Genomic DNA, 6,734 nt, shown 5'->3' with positions numbered 1-6,734 from the left:
TCGCCCCCGGCCCACCTCGACCACATGACCGGGCGCCCCCGGAAGCGGTGGAGGAAACCATCCACCGGACGGCAACCGACAACGCCCCCGGCCCACGTCCACCACATGACCGGGCACCCCCCGAACCGGTGACAGTGCAGGTGAGTTCCCCCACAACAGCCCGCCACCGAGGAGCGACCGGCCCTTTTGCGCCTTACGCTCAACAAACCGCACGACCTTCCCCCAGCCCTCCCCGTCAACGGAGGTTCAAGCTCCATGAAGCTCACCGTCGTCGGCTGCTCGGGGTCGTTTCCGTCCGTGGATTCGGCCTGCTCCAGCTACCTCGTAGAGGCCGACGGCTTCCGGCTGCTCCTCGACATGGGCAATGGCGCCCTGGGCGAGCTGCAGCGCCATGTCGGTCTCTATGACCTCGATGCCATCTTCCTCAGCCATCTCCACGCTGACCACTGCATCGACATGTGCGGGTACTTCGTCGCTCGCTACTACCGCCACGACGGCGGCCGCTGCGACGCCCTCCCGGTCTACGGCCCGGAAGGTACCGAGCAGCGTCTGACCACCGCGTACGCGGACACCCCCTCCCCCTCCGCCATGGGTGAGGTCTTCGACTTCCGCACGCTCAAGTCCGGCAGCTTCCACATAGGCCCGTTCGCCGTTCGTACGGAGAAGGTGCGCCACCCGGTCGAGGCGTACGCCATCCGCCTGGAGCAGGCCGGCAAGACGCTCACGTACTCCGGCGACACCGGTGTCAGCGACGCCCTGCACGAACTCGCCGACGGCGCGGATCTGTTCCTGTGCGAGGCGTCCTTCACGCACGGCAAGGAGGACGTCCCGGACCTCCACCTCAACGGCCGCGAGGCCGGCGCGCACGCGCAGCGCGCGAACGTCGGCCGGCTCGTGCTGACCCACATCCCGCCGTGGACGGACCCCCGGCAGAACCTGGCCGACGCCCGCGGGGTGTACGACGGTCCGACCGAGGTCGCCGTGCCGGGCGCGGTCTATGTGATCTAGGGTCCAGGCACGCCGAAGCCCCTGCCTTTCGTACGGAAAGGCAGGGGCTTCGGTCTTGAGTACGTGAGGCTTACTTCGCCTCGGCCTTCTGCAGCTCGGCGAGCTCCTCGTCGGACTCACGGCCCGGTGTCGGAAGGTTGAACTTGGTGATCGCGAAGCGGAAGACCACGTAGTAGAGCGCCGCGAAACAGAGCCCGACCAGCGCCAGGCCCCACGGGTTGGACGCGATCCCCAGGTTGAGGAAGTAGTCCACCGCACCGGCCGAGAAGCCGAAGCCGTCCTTCATGCCCAGCGACCAGGTCAGGGCCATCGAGACACCGGTGAGCACCGCGTGGACCGCGTACAGCACCGGGGCGATGAACATGAACGTGAACTCGATCGGCTCGGTCACACCGGTGACGAAGGACGTGAGCGCGAGGGAGAACATCATGCCGCCGATGACCTTGCGGCGCTCGGGACGGGCGCAGTGCACGATCGCGAGGCAGGCCGCCGGGAGGGCGAACATCATGATGGGGAAGAAGCCGGTCATGAACTGTCCGGCGCTCGGGTCGCCCTGGAGGAAGCGGGCGATGTCGCCGCTCTTGCCCTCGTAGGAACCGGCCTGGAACCACGGGAAGGAGTTCAGCAGGTGGTGCATGCCGATCGGGATCAGCGCACGGTTGGCGATACCGAAGATTCCCGCGCCGACTGCGCCGGAGCCGACCAGCCACTCACCGAAGCTGTGCAGACCCGTGCCGAGGACCGGCCAGATCAGGCCGAAGACGATGCCGGCGATCAGACCCGCGAAGGCGGAGAGGATCGGGACGAGACGGCGGCCGCCGAAGAAGCCGGCCCAGTCGGGCAGCTTGGTCCGGTAGAACTTCTGGTAGAGCAGGGCGACGATGATGCCCATCACCACGCCGCCGAGGACCTTGGCGTCCACCGGGGCGTCCACCAGCGCGACCTTGTGGTCCTTGACGACCTCGACCTGCGGCAGGTTCGGGTCGGTGAACGTGGCCAGCACGTTCTTGAAGACCAGGTATCCGGCGACGGCCGCGAGCGCGGTCGAGCCGTCCGACTTCTTGGCGAAGCCGATTGCGATGCCGACGGCGAACAGCAGCGCCATGTTGGCGAGGATCGCGTCGCCACCGGCTGCCATATAGCCGGCGACCTTGGTGACGAAGGTCGGGAACGACTCCCTGCCGAGCATGTCGGGCTGGCCGAAACGGACCAGCAGCGCGGCCGCGGGCAGCACCGCGACCGGCAGCATGAGGCTGCGGCCGATGCGCTGCATAACAGCCATCGCGCCTGCGCCCTTCGTCTTCTTCTCCGCCGCGGGGGCGGCGCTAGCCGTGGACATCAACTTCCTCCAGTGGGCAAGGCGCCGCCATGGGGACAGAACACGGGGGAGGGCGGCGTCTCAAGGGGAACGCGGCGACGGCCGCGTGGTCTACACCACTGAGTGGTGTAGACCTGTTTTAGCACGGTGAGGGTGAGATAAGGAACCTTCGATTTTTGCGACCTGAACCATGGTGGGAAATGACCGACATAAAGCCCCCGGGTCATGAGGTCCGGGGGTCTTATGGGTGGATACGGGAGCGGACCGCAGGACCCGTCGGTCCAGTGACTACTTGGTGCTCTCCTGCTCCAGCTCCTGCTCGATCTCTTCGGGGTCGCGGCCGGGGGTGCGGATGTTGAACGCAGTGATCGCGAAGCGGAAGACCAGGTAGTACACGACCGCGAAGCACAGGCCGATCGGAATGATCAGCCATGGCTTGGTGTCGAGGTGCCAGTTGACGACGTAGTCGATCAGTCCGGCCGAGAAACTGAAGCCCGCGTGCACACCCAGCGCCCAGGTGATCGCCATCGACGCACCCGTCAGCAACGCGTGCACGCCGTACAGCAGCGGAGCCGCGAACATGAAGGAGAACTCCAGCGGCTCGGTCACGCCCGTGACGAACGACGTGAGGCCGACGGAAATCATGAGACCCATGACCCTCTTGCGGTGCTCGGGGCGGGCGCAGTGCGCGATGGCGAGGGCTGCGGCCGGGAGACCGAACATCATGATCGGGAAGAAGCCCGACATGAACTGGCCCGCCGAAGGGTCCTCGGCGAAGAAGCGCGTCAGGTCGCCCTGGACGACCTTGCCGTCCGGCGTCGTGAACTCGCCCGCCTGGAACCAGAAGAACGTATTCAGGAACTGGTGCATGCCGATCGGGATCAGCAGCCGGTTGGCGACACCGAAGATGCCCGCGCCCCACGCGCCCAGATCGATCAGCTGCTTGGAGAACGCGGTCAGCGCATCGCCCACCGGCTCCCACAGCAGCCCGAAGAGCACACCGAGGATCGTGCAGAGGAACGCCATGATGATCGGCACCAGTCGCCGGCCGTTGAAGAAGCCGAGCCAGTCGACCAGTTTCGTTCGGTGGTAACGCTGCCAGATCATCGCGGTCAGCAGGCCGATCACGATGCCGCCGAGAACGCCGGGATTCTGCGGCTTCCCGTCCGGGAGCAGCTCGGTGACCGTGCCGCCGACGGGGAACGCCTTCAGTACGTTGCTGTAGACCAGGAAGCCGGCGACCGCCGCGAGGGCGGTCGAACCGTCGGCCTTCTTCGCGAAGCCGATCGCGACACCGATGCAGAACAGCAGAGGCAGACCGAACGCGCCGTCCAGGATCGCTGTGCCGCCCAGCGTGAGGACCTTGGCCGTCTTGTCCCAGAAGGGGCCGCTCAGATACGCCGAGAACAGGGTGCCGAGGCTGACGAGCAGACCGGCCGCCGGCAGCACCGCGACCGGGAGCTGGAGGCTGCGCCCGACCTTCTGCAGCCCCTGGAACAGCCCGTTCCACCACTTCCGCTGCGGCGCGGCAGCGCTCTCGGAGCTCATGGGCGTCCTCCCGGAAGCGGGCCTGGTTTGGCAGCCGTTGCAGACTGGTGTAGACCAGTTGCGATACGGCCCCGACGCCCGGTCGCGAGACAGGGCACTGGTGATCGTCATCATTCGGTACGAGGCGGTTACTCGCCCGCGAAGATGGGCCAACCGTGAGTTACCGTGACAAAGCGGACCGACGGTGGGTCGAGGCAGCGCTCAGCGCTCTTGAGACGCAGGGAGAAAGACATGGCCAGCAAGGCTGAGAAGATCGTCGCCGGGCTCGGCGGAATCGACAACATCGAAGAGATCGAGGGCTGTATCACCCGCCTCCGTACCGAAGTTGTGGACCCGAGCAAGGTCGACGAGGTTGCTCTCAAGGCCGCCGGCGCCCACGGCGTCGTGAAGATGGGCACTGCGATTCAGGTCGTCATCGGCACGGACGCCGACCCGATCGCCGCCGACATCGAAGACATGATGTGAGCCAGTGAGCCAGTGAGCCAGTGAGTCGGTGACTCAGTGAGTCGGTGAGTCGGTGAGCCCTCGGCCCAGTGCGTCGCCGAGCCGCTGAACTCGGCTGTGAGGGGCCCGTTCCACACCGGAACGGGCCCCTCACGCATCTGCCGATAGGCTCCACACCATGTCTCGAATCGACGGCCGCACCCCCGAACAGCTCCGCCCGGTCACCATCGAACGCGGATGGAGCAAGCATGCCGAGGGCTCCGTCCTCATCTCCTTCGGCGACACCAAGGTCTTCTGCACCGCCTCCGTCACCGAAGGCGTCCCGCGCTGGCGCAAGGGCAGCGGCGAAGGCTGGGTCACCGCCGAGTACTCGATGCTGCCGCGCTCCACCAACACCCGCGGCGACCGCGAATCCGTACGCGGCAAGATCGGCGGCCGCACCCACGAGATCAGCCGGCTCATCGGCCGCTCGCTGCGCGCCGTCATCGACTACAAGGCCCTCGGCGAGAACACCATCGTCCTCGACTGCGACGTACTGCAGGCCGACGGCGGCACCCGCACCGCCGCGATCACCGGTGCATACGTCGCACTCGCCGACGCCGTCGCCTGGGCCCAGGGCAAGAAGCTCGTCAAGGCCGGCCGCAAGCCGCTCACCGGCACCGTCGCCGCCGTCAGCGTCGGCATCGTCGACGGCATCCCGCTCCTCGACCTCTGTTACGAGGAGGACGTGCGCGCCGAGACCGACATGAACGTCGTCTGCACCGGCGACGGCCGCTTCGTCGAGGTCCAGGGCACCGCCGAGGCCGAGCCCTTCGACCGCAAGGAGCTCAACGCCCTCCTCGACCTGGCCACCGGCGGCTGCGCCGACCTCGTCGCGCTCCAGACCCTCGCCCTTGAGAACACACTCGAAAAGTAAAGAGGCAACCAAGAACGCCCCACGGGGCGTCGTTACACTCACGGGCGCACGGGCCGAACCGTGCGTCCGTCCGTATCCGGGGAGGACCGTTCCATGCCTGCGCGTCGCCGCCTAGCAGCACTCACGCTCGCCACCGCCGCACTGGTCGTACCGATCACCGTCGGCTGCGGCGCCATCGACAAGGCCCTCGACTGCGTCGAGACCGCCGACGCGATCGCCACCAGCGTCGACAAGCTCCAGCAGGCGGTCTCCAGCGCCGCCGACGACCCGACAAAGGCCCGGCAAGCTCTCGACGACATCGACAAGGAACTGAAGAGCCTCGGCGACAAGACCGACAACGCCGACCTCAGCAAGGCCGTCGACGATCTCAACGCCGGCGTCGCCAACGTCCGCAAGTCGATCGAGGGTGGCGACAACACCCCGGACATCACGCCGGTCACCAAGGCGGCGGGCGAAGTCGGCAAGGTCTGCACGCCCGGATAATCGGGGGCATGACCCGACTGATCCTCGCCACCCGCAACGCCGGGAAAATCACCGAACTCAGGGCCATCCTCGCCGACGCGGGCCTCACCCACGACCTCGTCGGCGCGGATGCCTATCCCGACATTCCCGACGTCAAGGAAACCGGCGTCACCTTCGCCGAGAACGCACTCCTCAAGGCCCACGCCCTGGCCCGGGCCACCGGCCTGCCGGCGGTCGCCGACGACTCCGGCCTCTGCGTCGACGTCCTCGGCGGCGCGCCCGGCATCTTCTCCGCGAGGTGGGCAGGCACCCACGGCGACGACACCGCGAACCTCAACCTGCTCCTGGCCCAGCTCTCCGACATCGACGAGGCCCACCGCGGCGCGCACTTCGCCTGCGCGGCGGCCCTGGCACTCCCGGACGGTACGGAGCGTGTCGTCGAGGGCCGCCTGCTCGGCACACTGCGCCACACCCCCACGGGCACCGGCGGCTTCGGCTACGACCCGATCCTCCAGCCGGAGGGCGAGAGGCGTACCTGCGCGGAGATGACACCCGCGGAGAAGAACGCGATCAGCCACCGGGGCAAGGCGTTCCGGGCGCTGGTCCCGGTGGTGCGGGAGCTCTTGGGCTGACACCCCGCAACGGGGTACGCCGAAGGCCCGGACGCTGAGTCCGGGCCTTCGGTTCAAAGGTGTGCGGCCGGTGGGACTCGAACCCACACGGGTATAAACCCACTGGGACCTAAACCCAGCTCGTCTCGCCAGTTCCGACACGGCCGCCAGCCGAGAGTCATCGTACCGGGCTGCCGGATGTGGCGGAGGGTGCCCTGCTTCCATGGGGCAGGTCGTTCCCTCGTACGGTTCCGACACCATGTGTCGGTCAAGGCGTGGCAGTTGGGGCAGAGGTGGTGCGCCCGGTGGAGACGGAGCGATTTGTGCGAGGCGAACCCTCGTGCAGAACGACGGGGGTGTCCGTCGCGACCGGCTTCGGTTCGCGGAAGGGCCCGTACCGGCAGGCGGTGCGGGCCCTTCCGCGAAC

Annotated in this window: 7 protein-coding genes and 1 tRNA gene; 5 read left to right on the top strand and 3 right to left on the bottom strand. The window is 67.5% G+C overall.

From position 1 onward, the window contains the following. Positions 1-255: 255 nt before the first annotated feature. Complete coding sequence (locus AB0D12_RS25615; protein WP_362687215.1) at positions 256-1,008, top strand: MBL fold metallo-hydrolase; 753 nt, start codon at positions 256-258, stop codon at positions 1,006-1,008. 70 nt (positions 1,009-1,078) lie between these two features. On the opposite strand, the gene AB0D12_RS25610 is transcribed toward AB0D12_RS25615, so the two are convergent. Then, positions 1,079-2,347: a PTS transporter subunit EIIC gene (locus AB0D12_RS25610; RefSeq protein WP_362687212.1), complete on the bottom strand. Its 1,269-nt coding sequence runs from the start codon at positions 2,345-2,347 to the stop codon at positions 1,079-1,081. A 267-nt stretch (positions 2,348-2,614) separates the two neighbouring features. Next, entirely contained in the window at positions 2,615-3,874 is a 1,260-nt protein-coding gene (locus AB0D12_RS25605) for a PTS transporter subunit EIIC (RefSeq protein ID WP_362687209.1), read from the bottom strand. A 231-nt stretch (positions 3,875-4,105) separates the two neighbouring features. Here AB0D12_RS25605 and AB0D12_RS25600 point away from each other — a divergent pair, with 231 nt between their 5' ends. The 4 genes from AB0D12_RS25600 to rdgB all read left to right on the top strand — a co-directional run bounded on the left by AB0D12_RS25600 (position 4,106) and on the right by rdgB (position 6,328). Beyond that, positions 4,106-4,339 (top strand): PTS glucose/sucrose transporter subunit IIB, encoded by a 234-nt coding sequence (locus tag AB0D12_RS25600; RefSeq protein WP_362687206.1) that lies wholly within the window; start codon positions 4,106-4,108, stop codon positions 4,337-4,339. A gap of 157 nt (positions 4,340-4,496) precedes the next feature. Next, positions 4,497-5,234, top strand: coding sequence for a ribonuclease PH (gene rph / locus AB0D12_RS25595; RefSeq protein WP_362687204.1), 738 nt, complete (start codon positions 4,497-4,499; stop codon positions 5,232-5,234). A 93-nt stretch (positions 5,235-5,327) separates the two neighbouring features. Further along, the gene (locus AB0D12_RS25590) at positions 5,328-5,717 is read left to right on the top strand and encodes a hypothetical protein (RefSeq protein WP_362687201.1); all 390 of its coding nucleotides are present in this window, start codon (positions 5,328-5,330) and stop codon (positions 5,715-5,717) included. An 8-nt stretch (positions 5,718-5,725) separates the two neighbouring features. After that, complete coding sequence (rdgB, locus tag AB0D12_RS25585; RefSeq protein ID WP_362687198.1) at positions 5,726-6,328, top strand: RdgB/HAM1 family non-canonical purine NTP pyrophosphatase; 603 nt, start codon at positions 5,726-5,728, stop codon at positions 6,326-6,328. Between the two features lie 62 nt (positions 6,329-6,390). On the opposite strand, the gene AB0D12_RS25580 is transcribed toward rdgB, so the two are convergent. Further along, positions 6,391-6,475, bottom strand: a tRNA-Leu gene (locus AB0D12_RS25580). Positions 6,476-6,734: the final 259 nt, after the last annotated feature.

This window comes from Streptomyces sp. NPDC048479 (assembly GCF_040651435.1).
GTDB lineage: Bacteria > Actinomycetota > Actinomycetes > Streptomycetales > Streptomycetaceae > Streptomyces.
Note: the sequence above shows the minus strand (reverse complement) of the source record. Positions and strands in the feature narration are given on the sequence as shown.

Bases quoted from the DNA above. Each gene is read 5' to 3' on its own strand.
- AB0D12_RS25615 (WP_362687215.1), top strand. From the start codon at position 256: ATGAAGCTCACCGTCGTCGGCTGCTCGGGGTCGTTTCCGTCCGTGGAT.
- AB0D12_RS25610 (WP_362687212.1), bottom strand. From the start codon at position 2,347: ATGTCCACGGCTAGCGCCGCCCCCGCGGCGGAGAAGAAGACGAAGGGC.
- AB0D12_RS25605 (WP_362687209.1), bottom strand. From the start codon at position 3,874: ATGAGCTCCGAGAGCGCTGCCGCGCCGCAGCGGAAGTGGTGGAACGGG.
- AB0D12_RS25600 (WP_362687206.1), top strand. From the start codon at position 4,106: ATGGCCAGCAAGGCTGAGAAGATCGTCGCCGGGCTCGGCGGAATCGAC.
- rph (WP_362687204.1), top strand. From the start codon at position 4,497: ATGTCTCGAATCGACGGCCGCACCCCCGAACAGCTCCGCCCGGTCACC.
- AB0D12_RS25590 (WP_362687201.1), top strand. From the start codon at position 5,328: ATGCCTGCGCGTCGCCGCCTAGCAGCACTCACGCTCGCCACCGCCGCA.
- rdgB (WP_362687198.1), top strand. From the start codon at position 5,726: ATGACCCGACTGATCCTCGCCACCCGCAACGCCGGGAAAATCACCGAA.